General features: G+C 46.4%; 12 protein-coding genes. 8 read left to right on the top strand and 4 right to left on the bottom strand.

Annotated elements, in window-relative coordinates; all coding sequences use genetic code 11:
* From cobN to Q8J68_RS10515, 8 genes are all read left to right on the top strand, one after another.
* A partial coding sequence (gene cobN / locus Q8J68_RS10480; protein WP_305311470.1) for a cobaltochelatase subunit CobN occupies positions 1–4,206 on the top strand: 4,206 nt, incomplete at its 5' end.
* A gap of 152 nt (positions 4,207–4,358) precedes the next feature.
* Entirely contained in the window at positions 4,359–9,491 is a 5,133-nt protein-coding gene (locus tag Q8J68_RS10485) for a cobaltochelatase subunit CobN (RefSeq protein WP_305311471.1), read from the top strand.
* A 302-nt stretch (positions 9,492–9,793) separates the two neighbouring features.
* Positions 9,794–13,975 (top strand): PGF-pre-PGF domain-containing protein, encoded by a 4,182-nt coding sequence (locus tag Q8J68_RS10490; RefSeq protein WP_305311472.1) that lies wholly within the window; start codon positions 9,794–9,796, stop codon positions 13,973–13,975.
* A 132-nt stretch (positions 13,976–14,107) separates the two neighbouring features.
* Entirely contained in the window at positions 14,108–18,031 is a 3,924-nt protein-coding gene (locus tag Q8J68_RS10495) for a S8 family serine peptidase (RefSeq protein ID WP_305311473.1), read from the top strand.
* A gap of 38 nt (positions 18,032–18,069) precedes the next feature.
* Positions 18,070–19,062: a bifunctional N(6)-L-threonylcarbamoyladenine synthase/serine/threonine protein kinase gene (locus tag Q8J68_RS10500; protein WP_305311474.1), complete on the top strand. Its 993-nt coding sequence runs from the start codon at positions 18,070–18,072 to the stop codon at positions 19,060–19,062.
* Between the two features lie 5 nt (positions 19,063–19,067).
* Positions 19,068–19,676 carry a Kae1-associated kinase Bud32 gene (locus Q8J68_RS10505; RefSeq protein ID WP_305311475.1) on the top strand — a complete coding sequence of 203 codons (609 nt, stop codon included), beginning with the start codon at positions 19,068–19,070 and terminating at the stop codon, positions 19,674–19,676.
* Positions 19,669–20,214, top strand: a complete 546-nt coding sequence (locus tag Q8J68_RS10510; RefSeq protein WP_305311476.1) for an XTP/dITP diphosphatase — start codon at positions 19,669–19,671, stop codon at positions 20,212–20,214. Before Q8J68_RS10505 ends, Q8J68_RS10510 begins: the two co-directional genes overlap by 8 nt.
* 12 nt (positions 20,215–20,226) lie before the next feature.
* Positions 20,227–20,808: a hypothetical protein gene (locus tag Q8J68_RS10515; RefSeq protein WP_305311477.1), complete on the top strand. Its 582-nt coding sequence runs from the start codon at positions 20,227–20,229 to the stop codon at positions 20,806–20,808.
* A gap of 89 nt (positions 20,809–20,897) precedes the next feature.
* Here the strand turns inward: Q8J68_RS10515 and Q8J68_RS10520 are convergent, their stop codons facing one another.
* The 4 genes from Q8J68_RS10520 to Q8J68_RS10535 form a co-directional block, all read right to left on the bottom strand.
* Positions 20,898–21,770 (bottom strand): archaellin/type IV pilin N-terminal domain-containing protein, encoded by an 873-nt coding sequence (locus Q8J68_RS10520; RefSeq protein WP_305311478.1) that lies wholly within the window; start codon positions 21,768–21,770, stop codon positions 20,898–20,900.
* A 211-nt stretch (positions 21,771–21,981) separates the two neighbouring features.
* Entirely contained in the window at positions 21,982–22,671 is a 690-nt protein-coding gene (locus Q8J68_RS10525; protein ID WP_305311479.1) for a cyclase family protein, read from the bottom strand.
* Between the two features lie 17 nt (positions 22,672–22,688).
* Positions 22,689–23,330: a histidinol phosphate phosphatase domain-containing protein gene (locus Q8J68_RS10530; RefSeq protein WP_305311480.1), complete on the bottom strand. Its 642-nt coding sequence runs from the start codon at positions 23,328–23,330 to the stop codon at positions 22,689–22,691.
* Positions 23,331–23,506: 176 nt separating this feature from the next.
* The gene (locus Q8J68_RS10535) at positions 23,507–24,505 is read right to left on the bottom strand and encodes a tetratricopeptide repeat protein (RefSeq protein ID WP_305311481.1); all 999 of its coding nucleotides are present in this window, start codon (positions 24,503–24,505) and stop codon (positions 23,507–23,509) included.
* Positions 24,506–24,596 lie beyond the last annotated feature (91 nt).

Raw genomic sequence — 24,596 nt, forward strand, 5'->3', positions numbered from 1 at the left:
GGCATCAAACCAGGAACCCAGCTTGTGCTCATGAAAAAAGTTAAGACCTCTGATACTATACCTTCAAACAATTCACCTCACCTGAATATCTCCTTCGTGACCGGCTATTCATCCTATGAGAATGAACTTGTTTCCGTTGCAGAAAGGATTAACGCCAATACGAACCTTAACATAACTTTCAGTTATTATATTACCACCAAACTGCCTGACGATATAGACCTCAGCCAAGAGGACATCATCTATATTGTGATGGTTACCCAGAGCGCATCAATACTTCAGGACACGATACAGGATGCAATAGATAACGGCGCTGTTGTCATAGGTTCAAACACTTACCTGCCTGAAAGTGATTATGACGTACCGGAAGAGTTTGCTGACCTGACCGATTTTAAGAAATACCTCTCTAATTATTGGTCCGGAGGAGCTTCTGATGATACTAATTTCGATAATCTGATGTTCTATCTTGCAAAGACATTCTATGGGCGCTCAGATCTTACGGTTGTAGAGTATTCCGGCCTTGATAGAGCAATATACCATCCTGCAATGACAACGACTCCCGTAGAATTCTTTGCGGGAGATGCCGAAGAGTATTTCGAATGGTATGCAAACCGAACCTATGGCCATGCCTTTAGTGAGAACGCACCGACAGTCGGGATCACTTTCTATAAGTCATACTACCCTGACGACATGGACCCCATAGATAAATTAATAGATGGATTTGAGGCAAAGGGCGTCAATGTAATTGCATGCTATGGAAATGCTGACAATTACCTAGATGGGTACTTTAACTACAGCAGCCAGACAAAAGTTGATGCTGTCGTTTCCTTCCACTACCGTGGGAATTACTTTGACATCGAAAGCATGGGAGTTCCTGTGATGAACGCCGTGCTCAACGGCTATATGAACACAAGCCAGTGGATAGAAACCAGCACCCCACTACCTGTCACTAATATGCTGAGGATATACGGACCCGAGACCGAAGGGCTGATAGATCCTATCATGATTGGGGCAAAGGAAACTATCCAGATGGGTAACAGCACAGTTGATAAGTACATAGCCCATGAAGGCCAGGTCCAGTGGCTAGTTGACCGCACCATCGCACAGGCAAATCTTGGACTCAAAAATGAATCAGACAAGAAAGTTGCTGTGATCTACTACAACCACGGTGGCGGCAAGGATAACATCGGAGCGTCATACCTTGAGGTCACTCCTAGTATTGTCAATCTCCTTGAAGCAATGGAAGATGCCGGTTATGACCTTGATGGCAGTCTCATACCCAACAAGACAGAACTTGTGAACCTCATGGTTTATCAGGGAAGGAATGTCGGTACCTGGGCACCGGGGGAACTTGAAGCGCTTGTTAAGACAGGAGAGGTAGTACTGCTCCCGGAAAGCACTTACACATCGTGGTTCAACGAGCTTCCTGAACAAAGAAGAAACGAGGTCATTGACATGTGGGGAGAAGCACCTGGCAAGATCATGGTCCATACCGAGGACAATGGCGACAGGTTCATAGTCATCCCTCAGATCAGCCTTAGCGACAATGTTATACTTGCTCCTCAGCCATCACGTGGCTGGTTTGAAAACTACGAAACACTATACCACGACACCGAACTGCCACCTAACCACCAGTACATCGCGTTCTATCTGTGGATGCAGCACGAATTCGATGCCGATGTAATGGTGAACATGGGAAGGCACGGGACCGTTGAGTGGTTGCCTGGCAAGGATTTCTGTCTTCTAAGTGACGAATGGCCTGCCCTCATGGTTGGCGATATACCGGTCATATATCCTTATGTCATGGATGGCATGGGCGAAGGCATGCAGGCAAAGCGCCGGGGCAATGCTGTAATTATCGACCACCTGATACCACCTGTGATATCTGCCGGTCTTTACGGCAATTACAGTACCCTCAGCAGTGAGATAACATCCTACCAGACCTCTCTTGCAGAGGATGAGAACCTGAAACAGGCTCATCTGCAGGACATAATTGACCTGGCCGTTGAGCTTGGGCTTGATGAACATGTCAACATGAGCCTGGCTGACAGCAACGAGACAGTTGATGAATTCCTTGATGAGCTCACGGATGTACTCTATGAACTAAGGAGCCTGTCAATGCCATACGGACTGCACATACTGGGAGAAGCGCCACAAGACCAGGCAATTGTGGGAATGGTCAATTCCATGCTTGGCAACGAGTTTGCAGAACAGGTTGCAGCATATAACAATTCGGATTCCGCACATTACGACCTGCTGTCAAAGGTACTTCTGGAAGGAGATGACATAACGGATGCACAAGTACAGATACTTGGTACCACTTCCACAGATATCGAAATATATCTGAATACTGCCATCGATCATGCACAACTGCTCTCAGAGGCCGGAGATGAGATCGAGCAGGTCCTGAAAGCCATGAACGGAGAATACATACGGCCAAACCTTGGCGGTGACCCGGTAATGCGTCCGGACACTCTTCCCTCTGGAAGCAATTTCTATGCTTTCGATGAGCAGCTCATCCCTACAAAGCAGGCATGGGAGCAGGGGAAGGCCCTTGTTGACCAATGGCTTGCAGAGTACGTGGCAACTAATGGAGAATATCCCACAAAGGTCGGATACATACTCTGGGCAGGTGAGTCCACACGCCATGAAGGCATAATGGAATCACAGCTCCTCTACATGATGGGAATAGAACCTGTATGGAACCCTGCTAACGGCAAGGTGGAGGACGTTAAGTTCATTGAATCCTCTGAGTTGGGAAGACCGCGTATCGATGTTATCGTGCAGATATCCGGCCTGTACAGGGACACGTTCCCGATGAAAGTGCATCTGATAGACAAGGCTGTAAGGCTTGCCTATGAGCAGGAAGAGGCAGACGTATATGAAAACTACGTGGCCCGGAACACGAATGCATTGCAGGCGGTTCTGAACCAGACCATACAGGATGATAACCTGTCTCTGGACGTTTCACTGTTCAGGGTATTCGGTCCGGCCGACGGGAACTATGGAACAGGCATGGCAAATGCTGCATCTGCCAGTGACACGTGGGAAAATAATACAGAACTTGCAGAGTTCTACATCAGAAGGATGAGCTACGTCTACGGCCAGAACATCTGGGGGCAGACTATCGCCGAATATGTCAAGCAACAGACCGGCAGAGTAGTGGATATCGATAACACGGTTGTCTTTGAGAATAACCTGAACGATACACATGCCATATTCCACAGCAGAAGTTCCAACACTTACGGTTCGCTTGACATTGATGATTTCTACCAGTACATGGGAGGACTGTACAATGCCATCAAATACGCCTCCGGCACCGCACCTGAGACTTATGTGGTGAACCTGCAGGATCTCAGTGACCTTCAGATACAGACGTTGCAGACCTATCTTGCTAACGAACTATATTCAAGGTATTTCAACCCCTTGTGGATAAGCGGCATGCAGCAGCATGGTTTTGAAGGCGCCAGGGAGATGGAGAGTTTCATTGAGCATCTCTGGGGTTGGGAAGCCCTTAACCCGGACCTTATCAGCGATAATGTCTGGAACAAAGTGTATGAGAACTATTTCGCCAATGCTGAGCTTAGCGGCTGGCTGAAGGAGAACAACCCCTACGCCTACCAGGCAATGGTTGCCAGGATGACCGAAACCGTCAGGAAAGGAAACTGGGACGCTTCAGATGAAGCTTTAAAAAGCCTTGTGGCCGAGCAAGTTAGGGCAGTCATTGATAGTGGCGCCACATGCTGCCACCATACATGTGGTAATATACTCAACCAGGCATTTGTAGACGGAATTGCACAGGGACTTGTTAAAACCGGACAGCTTAGCCAAAGTGAACTTGACATGTATAAGAAGATCATGGAGACAGCTACGACTGGAACGACACCTACGACTCCAACGGAGAAAACATCCAGCTCATCTTCCAGCTCAAGCATCACCGGAAAAGAGCTCAGCATAGTAGAAACTGGCTCAGGCAACCAGACTTCTATGAATGAAGCAGGAGCAGGCACTGATCTTGATAAGGATGTATCGATGAAGTCTCCTGTACAGGACAACTATGTAGAAGGCTATGAGATGACGAGAGAAAGTGTCACAACGCCGGAGAACAGCGGTCCTTCAATATCCGGGTCTGACATAATCGCCTCTGTGTTCGTAATGGCAGGTGTCGGAGCAATTTACCTGGGATTTGTGAGGAGGAGGAAACTCTAAGTAAGCACGATTGACTTTGTAGGCACTTTTTCTTTTTTGTGCCTTTTCATATACTGGATCTGATTAAGAATATGCTCAAAACAGAAGTAAGACACTCCCTCAAGCCGCCAAGCAAAACAGGGAGTGTCCTGAGCACGCTATCGGAGGATAACATGCAACTAAAAATAAAACCCATATTGGTATTAAGTATATTGTTGTTGGTTTCACTAACAGGTGTTGCCGCAGCAGATGAACAGAAGATAAAGATATTGTATGTAGCATACAGCCCAAACAATGCTCTGGAAATGGCCAGCCAGACGTGTGTGTATAGTGATCTAATAGAATATGCATACATACCTGGCTACAACACAACAACATGGGGTGCCAGCGATGAACTGCTTGCTGCAGCTCAGAGCGGTTTGCTACTGGACCAAGACATCATATTCTGTGATATGCTCTCATCTAATGTGTACACCGAGACCAATGATAGCTTCCACCAGGCTCATGAAAATGGCATCTCTGTGCTGAGTATACGCTCAAGCGGCACGCCTTCGTATTTCAACTACGTCTCCGATGGTAAGCAGGACGATGCGATATGCAATTATTACAACAACATGGGCATCTCGGGCAAGGGGCTTGAGAATGCGGAGAACCTGCTGATATACCTGGCAAAGGAGTATGGCAACCATTCTGAGATAACAAGCACATGGGGCACTACGGCCAGTAATTCTGATGAATTCCTGTTCATCCTTGGTACGGATTTCAATAAAAATGCACTCATTACCGCTGCCTCTGCAGCTGATATATCCTTACAGCTCAATGCAACGATCCTCTCTACAGATGAAGTTCACGATGACTTCAATTTTTCAAAATACGGAGTAATCTTCATTGAGTCACAGGACGAGATTCTTGTCAATGACACATGGGAAAACAGTATTAATGCCGCAAGAAGTGCCGGTGCAAAAGTAATCGGCTACAACCTCTCAGAAAAAATCACCCTGACCAATATAGACCTGTATTCAGATGAATACACAGACATTGAAAGGTTCTGGATACAGGGCGGGGAGGCTAACATGGCGAACATGCTCAGGGTCATGGGGCAGAAATTCGCAGGCTTGTGGACTAACAAGGCCTATACACCGGAGATAGTACATCCAAAGGTGAATGTGACCTATATCATCAACTCCGATTCAAGCCTATATTATATGAATCTCGTAATCTCTCAGAGGGATGTCATCACCGATCGTTTCAACGTAAAGGTTATGAGCGGGCAGGAGGCAATAAACAGTTCTGTGGACCTTTCAGATGAGGATGTTGTGATACTTTACATGGTGGGGGCCAATGAATTCCCCCTGCTGAAGGATGATCTTATCGCTGCAAAGGACAATGGGGGCCAGATAGGTATGTTCGGCATGCTGCCGGATTCCTACGGCATCACTACTTTCGATATGCTGAACCCGCCTCACAGCGCAATGACGACATACCTGTATAACAGTGGATATGAGAACATGGAAAACTGGATCCGCTGTGTCGGTGCGACCCTTGAGGATGTCTACATACAATATGCACCTGCTGCTCCTCCTTCCATCCCCGACGACGGTATCTACCACCCGGAAGCTTTTCCAAGGATCTTTGACAACAGCGCTGAATACCTTGAATGGTATGCCGACCATGGATACAACCCATCTGCACCTACTATAGGCATAATAGGTGGCAGGCTGGGTAAGACAACCCGAGATTACAATACAGAGGATACACTGATAAGGAACATCGAGTCCAAGGGTTACAATGTCATCTACACTACCTACAAAGTGTGTGAGGCAGATGTTGACTACATCACCATGGATGGAGAGGTGCTTGTTGATTCCCTGATAAGCCTGAAGGGATTCTACCTTAACTACAATGACCATGAAAAGGGTGTAGAGTACCTTAAGGACTACAACGTCCCGGTAATAAAAGGAATAATGGATTACTACTACACGCCTGACCAATACATTGCCGGATTACATGGACTGAGCCCGACATCTATTCCCTACCAGGTCACACAACCGGAGATAGACGGACTGACCGACTACATATGGATTGCCGGAAGGGTGAAAGATCCGGTCACAGGACAGTATTACTACGAGCCTATTGATGAACAGGTGGACTGGATCTGCGACCGTGCCATTGCATGGGCTGAACTTGGAAAGAAAGAGAATGCTGACAAAAAGATCAGTGTAATCTACTACAACCACGAGGGAGGAAAGAACAATATCGGCGCAAGCTATCTGGATATTGGTTCCAGTTTCACTATACTGCTCGACCAGATGCGGGCCGTAGGCTATGATATAGGCAACGGCGACATTCCAACCGGAGGAGAATTCATCGAACTGTTCATAACCAGCAGGAATGTGGGTACATGGGCACCGGGAGAACTGGAGAAGGTAGTGGACTCCGGCATGGTCACCATGATGCCAGTGGACGAATACCTTACATGGTACAACACTTTGCCGGCATCCGTCAGGGACCATGTGGAATCCAGATGGGGAGAGGCACCAGGCAATGTCATGGTTTATGAGAATGCCAGCGGGAAGTATTTTGTTATACCGACCATACAGATGGGCAATGTCAATTTCATACCGCAGCCCACCAGAGCCGGCCTCTCGGATGAATCCATAATATACCACGACAAGGAACTGCCCCCTACCCATCAGTACCTTGCAACGTACTTCTGGATAAACAACGTATATGATGCGGATGCCATGATCCACTTCGGTACGCACGGCACACAGGAATGGCTCCCCGGAAAAGAGGTAGGGCTCTGGAGATACGACTATCCGTCCATCATGGTTGCTGAAACACCTGTGATATATCCATACATCATGGACAACGTAGGAGAAGGCACCCAGGCCAAACGCCGTGGAAATGCTGTCATTATAGACCACCTGACTCCTGCAATTACGGAGGCCGGCCTTTACGGGGAACTTGCAGAGATCCATGAAAAGATCCATAATTATAAAGATGCAAAGTCAAAAAGTGAAACTGCAATGATGGCGCTTTATCGCAACCGCACGATAGAGCTGTACGATTCTATCAGCCTTGAGGATGACCTTGAGGTCACATCCGCTGAACTGCAGGCCATGACCGACGACGAGTTTGAGTACTTCCTTGATGCAGTGCTTCACGACTACCTGCATGAACTCCAGTCTACGCTCATGCCGCTTGGACTTCATATATTCGGAGTTGCACCGCAAGATAACAAACTTGTCAACATGGTAAAATCCATGCTTGGTAATACCCTTACAGAGAATATCTTCAACGTACTCCCGAAAACAGAAGGTGGTGAAGAGAATTGGGATGATGAAGAGGATTGGGAAAATCAGGCCGATGCTTATGCACTGGATATTCTGAATTCAACAATACTGAACGGAACAAATGTTTCTGATGCACAGTATGACATCCTCGGCCAGGAATATGAGAACATTACTGCAAACCTGAACACGGCGCTTGTTTATGCAGATAACCTTGGCAGGACAACACAGGAAATAGGCCAGACCCTCCGTGCCCTCAATGCAGAATATATAGAGCCAGGTCCGGGAAACGACCCCATACGCAACCCTGAAGCACTACCAACAGGCCGGAACTTCTACAGCTTTGACCAGAGAGCATTCCCGGATCCAGAAACAGAAGCCATGGGAGTAATCCTTGCCGAACAGATGCTGAAGGCATACCAATCCGAACACAACGGAACATACCCTAACAAAGTAAGCTACATACTGTGGTCTGTGGAAACTATGCGTCACAGGGGACTGATGGAAGCACAGATATACGCAATGCTTGGTGTCAAGCCGACCAGAAGTTCCGGCAGGATCACCGGCTTTACTGTGGTCCCGCAGGAGGAGATGACACATCCGAGGATAGATGTGCTGCTCATACCATCCGGACTCTATCGTGATACCTTCCCATATCAGCTGGAGTTGATGGATACTGCCATCAGGCAGGTTGCTGAGCTCAATGAATCCAATGAGACGAACTACGTAAGATGGAACTCACTAAAAATAGAACAGGCATTGCTGGAAAGCGGCTATAACGAAAGCACTGCGCACTACGTTTCACAATCCAGGATATTTAGCGAGGCTCCCGGAACTTACGGAACAGGCATGTCTGAAGCTGCCGCAGCAAGTAACACCTGGGAAGACGATTCAGTTCTTGCGGAACTCTTCATATCCAGAATGTCCAACATATACGGCAAGGATGCATGGGGCGTCAGTTATGAGACTGTGTTCAGGATGAATCTGATGGATGTGGATGCAGCAATCCACAGCGATAGCTCTAACCTGTACGGCCTTATTGACAACGACGACTACTACTCTTATCTGGGAGGACTTGCACTTGCTGTGAGGTCACTTACAGGAGAGAATCCGAGCATGTACGTTGCTGATCTTAAGAGTACAGCTAATCCACAGGTTGTCACGCTTTCTGAAGCCTTCAGGAATGAGCTGCGTGCAAGGTATCTCAACCCGAGCTGGATATCCGGAATGATGGAATACGATTATGCCGGTGCCAGGGAGATGATGAAATTCGTAGAGTACATGTGGGGCTGGGACGCGATGACACCGGACCTTGTTAAAGACTCGGACTGGAACCAGATATATGATGTCTATGTGACAGACAAGTACGACCTGGGCCTTGACGAATACTTCAAGGACAATCCTTACCAGTACCAATCCATGACTGGAAGGATGCTTGAGACAACAAGAAAACTGGATTCTGAAGGAAATCCATACTGGTATGCTTCAGATGAAGTTATACAGAGCCTTGTCAAAGAGTATGTCGAATCTGTTGTCGCCAGCGGTGTCACTTGCTGCCACCACACCTGTGGCAATCCGTTGCTGGATAATTATGTACGCAGTGTGATGACAACTACGGGTGTTGTTGACGTGTCAACTGCAAAGGAGTATGAGAGGCTCATGCAGGAAGCGACAAAGAGGGAAAGTACCCCTGTCACAGAAGAAAGCACCACTCGTAAGAGCAGCAGTTCTACAGGCACCGACCTGAAGGTAGTCGAGTCAGGTTCCGGTTCAACGAACCAGACAATGATGAGTGAATCAGGCGCGGGAATGGACACCAACACACCCGTACAGGACTCTGCAATGTCAACACCCGACAACTACATTGAAGGCTACGAAATGACGAAGGAAAGCGTCACACAGCCGGATAGCAGCGGGCCTTCTTTCTCGGGCTCTGACATAATAGCTTCAGTGCTTGTGCTTGCTGCCGTCGGAGCCATCTACATGGGATTCTGGAAGAGGAGGAAAATGTAAAATACACAAAGGAACATGTCAGCAGAGCCTGGCATGTTCTTATTTTCGATATATTTCAGACTTACTTCAGATTTATCATTTGATGCATATCCTTTAGCTTGGCTGTGTTATTTGTCCTTTTTACTTGCGCATAGTGTTGGTTATTCTTATTAGGGCTAATCTGAAACAATTATATGAATTAAATATTAGTACTATTATAACTGATTTAAGATACATATCTAATTTTATATATGTTTAAATTCAGATATGTAAAGAGTTACGGATAAGCCCTGTAATGTCGACTAAAAACCGGAAGTCTGGCAATGCACAAAAATGTACTATTCCTGTGGAGCCTAATAGTGCTCCTCCTCATCATTCCAATGGCCTGGGGCGATGAAAGTGGCACATATGAAAACGATAATGCAAACATGATCCTTCTCAAAGCAGGCCCGATACATACAGATATTGTTTCCACTGCCAATGATCAGGAAATTGATGAGAATCCTGATGCATCCATTGCTTCTTACTCTGTTGACATGACAGAGACTGACGATAACCCTGGAAGTTACTACATTGTGCAGTTTAATGGCCCGGTGCTTGAAGAATGGAAGGGCGAACTTGCCGGGACCGGAGCTGTCCTGTTCGATTATATCCCAAATAATGCTTTTGTCGTGAGGATGGATCCTGCACAGAAAGAACAGGTGGATTCCCTTGATTTTGTGAAATGGACAGGGGAATACAGGGCATCGTACAAACACCAGATCAATACAGGAAAGGTCGCAACCTTGTCAATGTCCCCATCATCCTATGATGCTGCAGACCTTATTGTACTTATTTTTGACGAGAACGAAAGCCGGAATATACTGGAAAGGATTATTTCCATGGATGCGGACATCGTGGAAAGTTCCCCTCGCATCCTCAGGGTCAGGATCGCCAGGGACATGATCAATGATCTTGCAGCCATCGAAGGCATCTGCTGGATCGAAGAATATGCAGTACCGGTCGTTTTCAATGACGTTGCCGCCGGGATAATCAACTTGAACCCTGTCCACGAGAATTACAGACTGAACGGTACTGGGCAAATAGTTGCTGTGTGCGATACGGGGCTGGATACCGGGAATAAGAACACAGTGCATGAAGATGTCCGGGGGCGAATACTAGAGATTATTGACTACTCCAAGGATGGTGCTCTGGATTATGCCGGTCATGGGACACATGTTTCAGGATCCCTTATTGGTAATGGCTACCTGTCATCAGGAGACTATAAAGGGACAGCTCCGGGAGCCAAACTTGTATTTCAGGCAGCTCAAAAAGATACTGATTCTACTGCCTCAATGTCTGCCATTCCAGAAAATCTATCTAGAATGTTCCAAGATGCTTATGATGTAGAGGCTAGGATTCATAGCAACAGTTGGGGAGATATCACTAAGATTGGGGAATATACCGCATATGCACAACAAGTAGACCAGTTCATGTGGGAACATCCGGACATGCTCATCCTCTTTGCTGCAGGCAATAAAGGAGTTGATATCAACAAAGATGGAGTCATCGACAAAAAATCAATAATCAGCCCGGCAACTGCAAAGAATTGTATAACAGTGGGGGCTTCTGAGAATGAAAGATTCGATATAGTCGCAAAATGGGGGACAAACTTTGGTAATCCTATCAATACTGACTACAGAGTTAACAATTCAGAGGGAATTGCAGCAACTAGTAGTCGTGGGCCTACCAAGGATAATCGAACCAAACCAGATTTAGTTGCTCCTGGAACATTCATAGCTTCTGCAAGATCCAGCTTAGCCACCTACTCAAGCTATGAGATAATCGATAACAACTATGTATATATGACCGGTACCAGCATGGCCACCCCTCTGGTCGCGGGAGCAGCAGCGCTGACCAGACAATATTATACCGACATTGAGAAACTGACAAGCCCGAGTGCTGCACTGATTAAAGCCACCCTGATCAACGGCGCCCACGATATGACTCCCGGACAATACGGCACGGGAAACACACAGGAGATCACAGGCCGGCCTGATAATTCACAGGGCTGGGGACGTGTTGACGTTGAGAATTCACTTTTCCCTGAGTATCCCAAGGTAACCGCATACCATGACCGGAGTGAAGGCCTGGTTACTTCACAAGCATGGAGCGCAGACTACGGTTACATCAAAGAAGGGGAAAAGCTCAGAGCAACACTTGTGTGGACCGACTATCCGGGTTCCCCCGCTTCCGGGAAGGCACTTGTTAACGACCTTGACCTCACGGTGACTGGCTCGGGAAACACATACTACGGAAACGGGGCACCTGAATCAATCAATAACATAGAAGCGGTGGATCTAGAAAGTACTTCATCCGGCAGTTATCAATTTACAGTGACCGGGATGAATGTACCACAAGGACCACAGCCTTTTGCGCTGGCCCTCTCCTTTACCTGTGATAATAGCGTATTCCCGGCGCATGACTCCAGTACATCAGAAAGTATGACCCTTGTAACAACCAATGTTGTGCATCCGGGAGGAGTGAACCTAAGCTCCATAAACATGGAGATTAATGGTGTACCTGTATCTTACACGAATTCGGCCATAAATGGCGGATACAAGATACAGCACGATACTTCCGTCCCATACCAAAGCGGGGAATATAATGTGTCTGTGACGGCCCTGACAGCAAAAGGAAAGCCGTTCTCATATGGATGGAAATTCAATGTGGCAGTAGTTCCAAGCTCGGCTAAGTCTATTACAAGTTTCAGATTCAACGGGCTTGATCCGGATGTAGTGGGAGTGATTAACGAAGCATCGAAGACCATTACCCTGACAGTTCCCTATGGTACGGATGTCACTGCACTCGTACCCACGATAGTACACACCGGAGCAAGTATATCACCAAACACAGGAGTCGCCAGAAACTTTACAAACCCGGTAACATACACCGTGACTGCAGCAGACGGAACAACGCAAAGTTACACGGTTACTGTGACAGTAGCTCCAAGCCCGGCCAAGTCTATTACAAGTTTCAGATTCAACGGACTTGACCCGGATGTTATTGGCACCATCAATGAAGCATCAAGAACCATTACTTTAACAGTTCCTTATGGTACGGATGTGACTGCTCTAGTACCGACGATAGTTCACACCGGCGCAAGTATATCACCAGACAGCGGAATTGCTAGGAGCTTCTCAAGCCCGGTAACATACACTGTAACAGCAGCAGACAGGACAACGCAAAGTTATACAGTTACTGTGACAGTAGCTCCAAGCCCAGCTAAATCTATTACAAGTTTCAGATTCAACAGTTTCGATCCGGATGTAGTGGGAGTGATTAACGAAGCATCAAGAACCATTACATTGACAGTTCCCTATGGTACGGATGTCACTGCACTTGTACCCACGATAGTACACACCGGAGCAAGCGTCTCCCCCAACACAGGAGTCGCCAGAAACTTTACAAACCCGGTAACATACACCGTGACTGCAGCAGACGGGACAACGCAAAGTTACACGGTTACTGTGACAGTAGCTCCCGATGGACATTATTCTATTGAAATAGGACCTGTCATTGGTGGTAACGCAAATGTGAATGCTGACAAGGTATCCGCAGCAGAAAATGAAAATGTGAGTATTAATATCTCTAACATTGAGGACGGCAAAATGTTTTCCTCAATCAGTGTGGCAGGAAATAGCGGAACTGTGCAGATAAACACAATCAGTTCGGGGGCCAGCTACTCGTTTTTAATGCCGGCTGAGAATGTAACTGTGGAAGTTACACTGACTGAACAGTCCGCAACAACTCCCACAACCAGCAGTGGTGGCGGAGGCGGTGGGGGAGGTGGTTCCACCGGAGAAAAGACAGAGAATATATTATTGAAAGACGTAAGTTCAGTCTTTGTTGGCAAGGATGCCGTCAGGTTTGACTTCAAAAACCCTGACAGCGACATACAGTATATAGAGTATACCTCCCTGAAGAACTCGGGAACCATAACTGCAACCATAGAAATGTTAAAGGATCGCTCCATCTTTGCCATTTCGTCGCCTGAGGGAACCGTGTACAGGCACGTAAATATCTGGGTGGGGAAAACCGGATATGCCACCGAGGCAAACATTATTGATCCAGCAATTGTATTCAGAGTTGATAATAGTTGGATAAGCAGCAATAACATAGATCCGGCCTCTATTAATCTTAACAGGTACAGTGACGGTGCGTGGAGCAAACTGCCCACCGAACAGACAGGTTCGGACGCAGATTTCCTATACTTCAAGGCAGTAACACCGGGCTTTTCTCCTTTTGCTATCACAGGTGAAAGCTTCGAAAATGAATCAACACTACACAGCACATCTGAGGCACTGTTCTCAACAGACTCTGCAGAGAACAAAGTAGGTGCCCTGGATGGTTCCAGTGACCCAAAAGCAAATGGAGCTCAAGCCGAGAGAACATTACCCGCTCTTTCTGTTACTGTCACATTGATAATAGTGCTCTTTGCCTGCTTCCTCCCTAGGAAGCAGTAACTCTTTTTCTAACTTTTTTCCAGCAGGTTCACTGCAGAACAGTATTACTTAATTTATTATATTGAGCAGCACAAATAAATATACTATTAATATTATATCTATTTTTGATATATAATCTATGGATGTAGGCTTATGCGTACTAAAAACAAGATTCTCATTACGCTTATTCTGATAACTCTAACAACTTCTCTGTGTGCTGCAGGAAGTACATATAATCCAGATTTTAATGATGGTGGCCTACTCCTCTTAAAAGCCGGGTATGTGGATACAGGCATCACAAAGGATCCCGGGATGAAAAATGATGAGCATGAGCCCACGGCTTTCACCACCCAATCCATGGATAATGAGGAAAAGTACTATATTGTGCAGTTCAGCGGCCCCATCCAGGGGACATGGAAGCAGGAGGTGATATCTCAAGGAGCTTCTATCTACAATTATGTTCCAAACAACGCATTTGTCTTCAGGATGAATGAAAGTGTAAAGAACCAAGTATATTCACTTGAATTTGTCAAATGGATTGGCGAGTACAAGCCTTCTTACAAATATATCCCTGAATTGGTAGATCAGGAAAATGTACAAATCTCAGGTTCAGGGTCGGAATCTAAGAATACATATCATTTGCTGCTTTTCTCCTCAGCTGAACGGGAAAATGTGATCGATGCGATAATAGCACTCGACGGGGATGTTCTCTCAGGCTCAGGAAACATATTGAAAGTACAAATCCCTGCATCAAGACTGCCTGATGTGGCTTCAATAGATGATGTCAGCTGGATTGAAGAATACCTGCAGCCAGAGATCCTTAATGATGTAGCTGCGGATATCATCACTGTGCACACCGTACGCAACAATTACGGACTGAAGGGTAATGGACAGATAGTAGCTGTGTGTGACACGGGGCTTGATACTGGTGTGAATGATAGCACAATGCACAAAGACTTTGGGGGCAGAATTAAAACAATCATCGATTACTCTAATGATGGTGCCGGTGACGACGATGGGCATGGTACACATGTAACTGGATCTGTTCTTGGAAGTGGATGGCGATCAAATGGATTGTACGTAGGAATGGCTCCTGAAGCAAGACTTGTATTTCAAGCGGTAGGAGATAAAAATGGAAATCTAGTTGGAATAACAAAAAATAATCTTAATGATATCCTCCAGGATGCATACACTCAGGGTGCAAGAATTCATACAAATAGCTGGGGAAATATATCATCAAGAGGATCATACGATGCATTTTCACTCACAGTAGATGCTTTCATGTGGGAACACCCTGACATGCTAATTGTTTGCGCTGCTGGTAACAACGGTCAGTTAGGAAATACGACTATAGTTTCACCGGGAACGGCAAAAAATGCACTCACTGTCGGGGCCTCGGAAAATTATAGACCATCCTACACTATTTCTGACAATATAAACGAAATTGCCTACTTTAGCAGTCGTGGTCCTACTGAGGATAATCGAATCAAACCGGATTTAGTTGCACCCGGGACACGTATCCTCTCTACTAAATCCAGTTTAACCACTGGCAATTTCAATGAATATTATACATATATGAGTGGTACAAGCATGGCAACACCTATTGTCGCCGGAACTGCTGCACTTGTAAGGCAATACTATATAGATATTGAAGGACTGCCAAACCCAAGCGCTGCACTGATTAAAGCCACATTGATAAACGGCGCCTATGATATGAGTTATGCACCTTCCGGAACGGCATTTTCAGGCTGGCCGGATGAATTTCAGGGTTGGGGACGTGTCGATCTTGAAAATTCGATATTTCCTCAAAACTCCCTGGCTGTAAAATACAATGATAGTGTCAGACTAAACAACATAAGTGATTCCTGGAATGTAACTTATAATGTAAAATATACAACACAACCCCTTAGAATAACACTTTTGTGGACTGATTACCCAGGAAATATATCTGTAGTCAAGCAACTTGTTAATGATCTTGATCTCATAGTCGTAGGACCGAGTGGAAAGAGGGATTTCGGGAATGGAGAAGAAGCTGATAGAGTAAACAATGTGGAGTCTGTTTGGATACCAAACCCCGAGGTAGGAACTTATAAAATATATGTTAATGTCAGCAATATTCCACAGGGTCCACAGGATTTCTCTCTGGTTGTGTCTTTTAAAGAGGATAATGAGATTACAATTAAAGGGGTAAATGAGGATGAACTTGTTCTGAATCACAGTACTGACATCAATATAAGTAGCCGCAAATATAGTGATATTTGGTATAACACAGATAACGGAGCAAACTCCACGGCAGTCAGAGCATATCATCTCAACACCACTCTTGACCTCACAGATGGAAGCCATAATATAACGGTGTTTGCACGAGAGATGGGAGGAGAGACAATCTCCACCACCGTCAACTTCACCGTTTTTGCAAGCCAGCCTGTCATCGCCTCACCTGCCTCAGGAACAATATACTACCTGCTGCCCGATAACAGCTTTAATATAAGCGGCACTGCTGGAATAGCGACCAATGTTTCGGTTTATGTTAACGGAGTAATCACCAACAGTTATAATCCCGTCTCAAACGGAGTATTCAACATTAACAATATTCTGCTTTTGAATGGCACAAACACCGTGAACGTTACTTCCATCCTTAACTATTCAGAGAAGAAATACTTCAGCCCCAATACCACCATATACCTGAGCGTTGGAGAGATTTTCCTCACCTATGGAACTGATGAAGCAACACTTCCGGTTCCCGGGATTGGAAGTGTCCCCTACCCAACCCTCAACTTCAACATAACCGGCACATCCGCCAATCCAGGAGGCCTGGCCGCTGCTGTTGTCAGAGGACAGGACCCTTGCAGCGGGTCCAGTTTTGCAGGCCCTGCTATTGATATAAGAGTAATGAATGGCTCTGAGCCTGTTAATTCATACCAGTTTGAAAGAAACGTATCCCTGAGGATTGGATACGATTCGGCCTTTGAGGGTGATGCAGGCAAACTTACTATTGCATGGTATGACCCTGATAAAGGAATCTGGGTGCCGTTCAGAAGTGTGGTTAATAGTTCCACACATACCCTCACAACGAACATCACGCACCTGAGCATATATGCTCCCCTTGAGGACAACACTGCGCCCGTTATCAGCGGTCTCTCAAGCTCAAGTACTACTACATCAGTCACCCTTACATGGCAGAACTCACCTGATACAGACTATGTAGAGATCAGAAGGAATGGTGTTCCTCTTACTACCATTTCTGGCTCGACTTTAACTGACAGCGGACTGCCTGAAGGCACCACCCACATCTACAGCCTCAGAGCAACCGATTTCGTTGATAACAGCGGGGAATGGTACAATATCAGTGTAACAACAGGCCAGACCGCTTTAGCGGTCTCTGGAGGAGGAGGCGGTGGCGGAGGCTCCAGCGGAGAGAGTGCAGAGAACATCCTCTTCAAGGATGTACTTTCTGTCAACACCATGAAGGACATGGTCACCGAGTTTGAGTTTGACAACGGGATGAATGACATACAGTATATAAGATACCTGTCACTCAAGAACTCTGGCAAGATCAGCACTACCATTGAAGTACTGAAGAGCACATCCGGTTTTGCAACGAGCGCAGCCCCGGACATCACCTACCGGAATATCAACATCTGGGTCGGCAAGACTGGATACGCGACAGAGGGCAATATAAAGGACCCTGTAATCGGCTTGCGCGTCAGCAGGGAATGGGTACTTAACAATGCCATTGACCCCTACACCATAAGGCTCAACAGGTACTACGGAGGGTCCTGGGAAGAGCTTGTCACGGAACAGACAGGCTCTGATGACAGTTATCTCTATTTCGAGGCAAAAACCCCCGGATTCTCGCCCTTTTCAATCACGGGTAAGCAGTTCGCACTTGCCACGCAGGGAGGAGAGCCTGATGCCCTTCTGCAGGAAATGGAAGCTAACACAGTGTCTCTGGTGTTGGGTGAGAAATATGACAGCGCAGGCATTGGAATGTATGTGCTTCCGGGTGCAGTTCTGGGGCTCTCCGGTATCACACTCACAGCCTATTATTTATTCAGAAGAAGACAGCAAAATTAATATTATGAAGCTGACCATTAAGCGCTGGAGAATAGAATTTGAAAGGAACAGTCCTTGGTATAGAGGGTACCGCATGGAATCTCAGCGCTGCCATCGTTAATGAAAATGACGTCGTTGCAGAAGTCACCGATACTTACAGCCCCGCAACAGGTGGTATTCATCCGCGAGAGGCGGCCCAGCACCACGCAAAGTATGCTTCCACGGTTATCAGGAAGGTGCTGGAGGAAGCAAAAGAAAAAGGGGTCACATCTTCTGATATTGATGCTATTGCATTTTCACAGGGACCGGGGCTTGGAGCCTGCCTTCGGACTGTAGCAACAGCTGCAAGAATGCTAGCCATCAAATTCAACGTGCCTCTTGTGGGCGTAAATCACTGTCTGGCACACATTGAGGTAGGGCGCTGGAAAACACCCGCCAGAGACCCTGTCACCCTCTATGTCAGCGGTGCGAACTCCCAGGTGCTTGCCTACCGGATGGGAAGATATCGTGTATTTGGTGAGACACTCGACATCGGCCTTGGGAACGCTTTTGATAAGTTTGCAAGGAATGCGGGTTTAAGCCATCCAGGTGGTCCCAAGATAGAGCAGCTTGCAAAAATGTCCACGAATTACATACCCCTGCCCTATGTGGTAAAAGGTATGGACCTCTCCTTTTCAGGACTTTCCACTGCAGCAACAGAGGCCCTTAAATGCAATTCCCTTGAGGATGTATGTTACTCACTGCAGGAAACCGCCTTTGCCATGATAGTGGAAGTGACAGAAAGGGCTATTGCGCATACAGGCAAGAGAGAGGTTCTCCTTGCAGGCGGTGTGGGTGCCAATATGAGGCTTCGGGAAATGCTGGACATCATGTGCACTGACAGGGGCGTATCCTTCCATGTGCCCGAAAAACGGTTCATGGGAGATAACGGGGCAATGATAGCATACCTGGGACTTTTGATGTATAACGCAGGAGATATCCTGACCATAGAGAATTCGCATGTCAATCCCAATTTCAGACCGGATGATGTGGATGTCACCTGGCTGGAGTGATCGTGATGATAGTAAGCGAAGAGAATGTTGACGGGGATATAATGGAGCTTACAAATGGCGCAGAAGCAACTGTGAGGATAGAAGACGGATGTGTCGTCAAGGAGAGAATCCAAAAGAGGTACCGCCTCCGAGAGCTGGATGAGCGTATCAGGAAAGAGAGGACAAAGGCCGAAAGCCGCCTCATATCGGAAGCAAGGCGTCTTGGGATACCCACACCAATCATCTATGATCTGGAGAACTCGGTCATAAGGATGCAATATATCCCCGGAACACCGCTGAAGCATGTCATCAATGAAGAACTGAGCGAGCGCCTCGGGAGACTTGTTGGGCTCCTGCACACCGGGGGGATCATACATGGTGACCTGACCACATCGAACCTCATACTTTACAAAGACCGCCTCTACATGATAGACTTCGGGCTGTCTTTCATGAATTCCGGCGTCGAGGCAAGGGGCGTGGATGTACATGTGCTTTTCCAGACTTTTGAGAGCAGCCATCGGGACCATGAATCACTGATACAGGCTTTCTGTCATGGATACAGGCAAGCTTTTACAGGCGCTGACGAAGTGCTTGTAAGGGTTACAGAGATAGAGAAGAGAGGAAGATATGCGTAAGATCGTTTTTGTTACAGGTAACAAGGGTAAGTTAAGGGAAGCCAGAGATATACTCGGTGCTAAAGAAATAGAAGTAGTCCAGAACAGTGATGGCTATCCTGAACTCCAGGAAGATGAGCTTGAGCCTATAGCAGCCTATGGGGCGAGATGGGTGGCCGATAAACTTGGAATGCCTGTGATGGTGGATGATTCCGGGCTTTTCATAAAGGCCCTCAACGGATTTCCCGGACCTTATTCCGCCTTCGTGGAAGAGCACCTGGGCAACAAGAGAGTCCTTAAGCTGATGGAAGATGAAGGGGACAGGGCCGCAGTCTTCAAATCAGTTATAGGCTACTGTGAACCTGGTAAAGAGCCCATGGTGTTTGCCGGAACGGTCGAAGGGAAGATCGCATTTGAAGAGCGCGGGACAGGCGGATTCGGATATGATCCCATTTTTGAATACAAGGGGATGACCTTTGGTGAACTTGGTGACGAAGAAAAGAACAAAGTGTCACATCGCAGAAGAGCACTGGACAAGTTCTGTGAATGGCTCGACTAACAGAGGGATTGTGTGAAAGAACAGGGACTTCTTCGGGATACAAGAGCTATAGACACTGTTCCCCTTAAGATGGTATTTTATCTGGCCCTTACAGGAACTATCCTTGTGCTTGTTGCTGTGTCCTGGAGTAACATATCACCTTTTTTTAGAGGATATCAAGCCCAAGAACAGCTCAATGACCTGTCGGTTGAGCTACTATCAATCCAGAGGGGATATGCCAGGAACCTGGAAGAAGTAGGAAGCACTGCAGGTTCAATGTGCACGGTCCGGCTGTCACTGCCGGACAACGTCAGATACCTTGCTTTGGGTGTTGACCCTGACCCCGATGTTGATGGGAACCTGAGTAACACTGCATGGATGACTGAGAACAATACAATGCTCATCCAGTATAATAACGGGGTCAGAAACCGCTTTATCATCGAGGGTGAGCACATCAGGTTCAGGCAGGGCAGTCTCACTGCTAAAGGAAGCTGGGGACTGGACCCATATTCAACCAAGGACAATATGGGAATTGTTATAGAGAATCCAGTTAATGGTGATTATATATTTGAACTGGTATTTGCAGGTGAAAAATATACGCTATCACATTTCTGAAATTCACTACATTGACCGTACCTGAGACCTTTTTAAGCAACTTAACAAAAAGACAGTGGTGAAAGTATATAATTAACGAATGGATACTTTCAGTACCTCAATGAGATATACTTAACGTCAAAGTATGCCCCCGGTGTTGTGAAATCAAAGAACACAAGAGAACCTGCCTCCGGCCTGATCTGGAAGGATACTTCCGTCCTTGGTTTGATACCTTCGTAACCGGGATCATCTTCACCGAACACTTTACGAATGTCAACAACGATCTCCATTATATCTCCTGTCCTTAACACGGGCTGTGTGGCCTTGAAAGTGCTCTGGTCACGGATGCGTACAGGTTCGATTGAGAAATACTCAGCTGTAGGTTTATGTATATCAGCGCTTGTTTGGGAAATATCATATCTCAGATTGGAGACATGAGCACCATCGGACAGATAAATGATGATCTGGGACAGGTCCACGTCTTCACTGCCCGGCCCAAGGGAAACAGAAATATGTAATTTAGAGATTTGCCCGTATTCAAGTGTATCACTCACAATAACGTTACCTGAACTGCTACTGCTCCCGGTGATGGTGAATGGGTATGTACCTGGTTGTGCAAAGCGATGCTCAAAATAGGATCCGGCTGCAACAGATTCATTTACATCTGCCACAGATATATCGAAAGCTCCGGAAGTGGATATCCACTCTACCATACCACCTTTGTAAGAGTTGATAGTAGTGGCGGAAACGGTCCCATCAGTTACTGTAACCGTGGAATAGGCCGCACGCTCTCCGTCAACACGGTCAACACGCATGTTGGAGGAAACTTCCCTCGTGGTTTCCTGTCCGGTCTGAGAGGCTTTTTGCTGGAGCACACCGGACGTCTTAATAAGGAGTGCTGATGCAACTGCAGCTACCAGTACCATTGAGATGAAGATGATCAAGGTACCTATACCTACCTGCGCACGGGTGTCACTGTGCATTGTATGTTTTTGATTTGCTTTCGTGTGCTTCCCTCATCAAACGTTGTAGCAATCGTGTAACAAGAGTATATAATTTATAGTATATTAATGCTGTTATTTAACGTGCGTCATATTTGAAGCCAGTAAGCAGAATTGACCATAAATCATCCTCAACTGTCGCATACAGATATAATATATGGTATAATATATAAATAGTTGCATTTATTCAATATCAATACGATTTAAAGTCTGCACTATCAGAAAAATGACCATCCACCAATATTACCCGGGCAGGTGCAGCATCACAGCCTTCCAGCTTCATTGGAAGACAAATAATGTGATATATACCTTCCTTCACCAGAGAAAGATCAATGTTCTCAAGGACAACAATACCATTTTCCAGAAGCAGCCTGTGATTATCCAGAGATGCACTGCAATCGACCGAAAGAGTATCGACACCTATAAGCTTGAACCCATGCTCCAGGATCCACGGTCCCACTTCAGGCTTCAGTCCGCATATACAATCACTCAACCCGGATGTCTGGTTGCATGGGTCAGCAGAGCAGTTACGAGTCTTTACCAATACAGTGTCAACATATGGGTCATTATAAGCGCCTGACCTCTTGAAAGCGGCCTGCATCTCAGTGTGCGAGATATCAACAGTTACACCTGAGAGATCTAAGACTACAGCCCTGCCGAGAAAGGAACTGAGAGGCAGACGGTCAACCGTCATCCCGTTCTCAAGAATATGGGAAGGGGCATCTACATGAGTTCCTGTGTGGGTTCCAAATGTCACCCTTGAAACCGCATACCCGTCAGACTCGATCGAATACACGGGCTCTACCACTGTTTCAGGGTCACCTGGATAAACGGAAGTATCCCTGGAGATCCCGACTGTGATGTCAATGATCCTGCCGTGCATCTCTCAGGACCCATTTCCTAATACTTCAGGAAGCGCAGGGAATTGTCCAGTACCCCGTTTGCCTTTTTCTCTGTGAGTCCTGAACCCATGGCCACTTTCCTGGCAAAATCCCGGGTAATGAGATTATCAGGGCTATGAGCATCGGTATTGACCACAAGTGTGGCACCGGCTTCGATGCCTATGCGTGCAACATGACCGTTGGTCCTGTTATGGCCATTGCGCGCAGTTATCTCAAGACACACATCATTGTCACGTGCAGTTTCAGCTTCTTCTACAGTTATGAAACCCGGGTGTGCAAGGATATCCACATCGCTCAGTTCAACTGATGCTGCATTGGTTCCCGGCATGACCGGCTCATTGATGGTCTCTCCATGAACAACAACAATCTCTGCACCAAGCTGTCTTGACATCCGTGCCAGCGCCGCGATCTTAGCCGGGGGAACATGGGTTATCTCAACACCAACCAGCACCCTGATGTCATAATCATCCTCCAGATACTTGGCCTTTTTAACATTACTCAGTACATGCTCCACATTGGAGAAATCAACATGATCAGTAATACCTATTGCCCTGTATCCATGGACAACCGCCCTTCTGACAAGCTCGCTTGGTATCAGTTCTCCGTCACTGAAAATTGTATGGGTATGCATATCTATCATGACAAAACCTCAAGAACAATTAAAATAACATTTATCAACATTTATCAAATATTAGATATTACAGATTTTTGCAATATCTGACAATTATACATCTGCCTATGCTTTACAATTAAATAAATCCATTCATAGGATTTATTGACTGCATTGGCTTTTGCCTTCCACTTCCGTATCCAACCTCATAGGCTCTTGTAAGCCTTGACTATATTAGCGAGGACCCCTTTGTGTTCGACAGGGAAAAGATCCACAGTAAAGACCTTTAAAGATTCACGATAGGCACTTACAGCCTTTTCGACATTCTCAGACCGGTCAGATGTTGCGGATAACTCAAAGTAAGCGTTACCAAGGTTGTTCTGCACGGTGGCATACTCCATTGGATTGCTCTGCAGAGTGAAAACTTCAAGGGCATTACTGTAGGAAACTATAGCCATGTTAATGTTATCCGGGCTGCCATCAAAGCGCGACATCTCCAGATACACGTTGCCAAGATTGTTCTGCACGCCGGCATACTCTATCGGATAAATGTCTTTCCTGAAGACCCTCAGGGACTCATCATAGTACCGGACAGATTCTGATAATGAAACACTATCCTCGTTGAAAAGACCTTTTTTCCTGTATGCGTTACCAAGCTTGTTGTTTATTGAGGCAAAATACAAAGGATCCTTCGCTAGTGAATAGTAACTTAGAGACTCCTCATACAGCCTTATGGAAGTATCCAGGTCCTCTGCCCTGCCACTGGCATCGTATAACTTAAGATATGCGTCCCCAAGGCTGTACTGAATGAGGAAATTTTCCGCCGGGCTATCATCCATGGTGAAAAGACTGAGTGCTTTTGAGTAAAAGGATATGCTGTTATGGAGATTAGAGGACGCGTTCCCATATGATGACATCTCTTCATAGGTCTTGCCCAGATAGTAATGGTTCATTCCATATTCAAGCGGAAAATCAGAGGAAGAGATCATTCCAAAAACGCTGCTATAAGTACTGACAGAGCTCCCAAAATCACGCTGTTCACGACATGTCTGAGCCTGCTCCCATCGGGATTCGACCTGCGCCAGTGTCCTGGTCTTGGAATAGTCAGTTACAATAAAGAAAGATGCAATAAGAAGAATGAGGACCAAAATGACCAGGGCGGAGTGCCTGGGAACACCTTCCGGAATCAATTCTTCCAACGCCATCGATCGTTTTCACCCGAACATTCAATGAAATTTGTCTTAAATGCAACTAATCTGTAAAAGGATATATAAATAGTAATGTAAAAATGATACC

This window comes from Methanolobus sp. (assembly GCF_030682845.1).
In the GTDB taxonomy this organism is placed as follows: Archaea; Halobacteriota; Methanosarcinia; order Methanosarcinales; family Methanosarcinaceae; genus Methanolobus.

Excerpts from the sequence above, each read along its gene's own strand:
- Q8J68_RS10520 (WP_305311478.1), bottom strand. The coding sequence starts at position 21,770 with ATGCACAGTGACACCCGTGCGCAGGTAGGTATAGGTACCTTGATCATC.
- Q8J68_RS10510 (WP_305311476.1), top strand. The coding sequence starts at position 19,669 with ATGCGTAAGATCGTTTTTGTTACAGGTAACAAGGGTAAGTTAAGGGAA.
- Q8J68_RS10490 (WP_305311472.1), top strand. The coding sequence starts at position 9,794 with ATGCACAAAAATGTACTATTCCTGTGGAGCCTAATAGTGCTCCTCCTC.
- Q8J68_RS10535 (WP_305311481.1), bottom strand. The coding sequence starts at position 24,505 with ATGGCGTTGGAAGAATTGATTCCGGAAGGTGTTCCCAGGCACTCCGCC.
- Q8J68_RS10505 (WP_305311475.1), top strand. The coding sequence starts at position 19,068 with ATGATAGTAAGCGAAGAGAATGTTGACGGGGATATAATGGAGCTTACA.
- Q8J68_RS10525 (WP_305311479.1), bottom strand. The coding sequence starts at position 22,671 with ATGCACGGCAGGATCATTGACATCACAGTCGGGATCTCCAGGGATACT.
- Q8J68_RS10485 (WP_305311471.1), top strand. The coding sequence starts at position 4,359 with ATGCAACTAAAAATAAAACCCATATTGGTATTAAGTATATTGTTGTTG.
- Q8J68_RS10495 (WP_305311473.1), top strand. The coding sequence starts at position 14,108 with ATGCGTACTAAAAACAAGATTCTCATTACGCTTATTCTGATAACTCTA.
- Q8J68_RS10530 (WP_305311480.1), bottom strand. The coding sequence starts at position 23,330 with ATGATAGATATGCATACCCATACAATTTTCAGTGACGGAGAACTGATA.